We start from the raw sequence: 320 nt of genomic DNA on the forward strand, positions 1-320 counted from the left end.
AATATAGGCCGCTTCAAAAGAATTAAGGCTGCGGCCGTTTATGGTAAGTCTCCATTTGCAAGTCAAAAATTAGAGTTAAAACAAAAGACACATATCGTAGTGTGGACTCCTGGGCGTGTGTTAGATCATATTGAAAAAGGTACCCTTTCTTTAGAATTTCTGAAGTATTTAGTCATTGATGAAGCAGATGAAATGCTAAATATGGGCTTTATTGATCAAGTAGAGGCAATTATTGATGATTTTCCTACATAGCGAATGACAATGCTATTTTCGGCAACACTTCCAGAAGATGTTGAAAAGTTATCCCGTACGTATATGGA

1 pseudogene is annotated in these 320 nt (G+C 36.6%); it reads left to right on the forward strand.

The annotated features are described in order from the left end of the window. Window positions 1-320 (forward strand): annotated as a pseudogene (locus JDS82_RS29150) (DEAD/DEAH box helicase family protein); the annotation flags it as partial.

Source organism: Bacillus cereus group sp. N14 (assembly GCF_016483555.1).
In the GTDB taxonomy this organism is placed as follows: domain Bacteria; phylum Bacillota; class Bacilli; order Bacillales; family Bacillaceae_G; genus Bacillus_A; species Bacillus_A wiedmannii.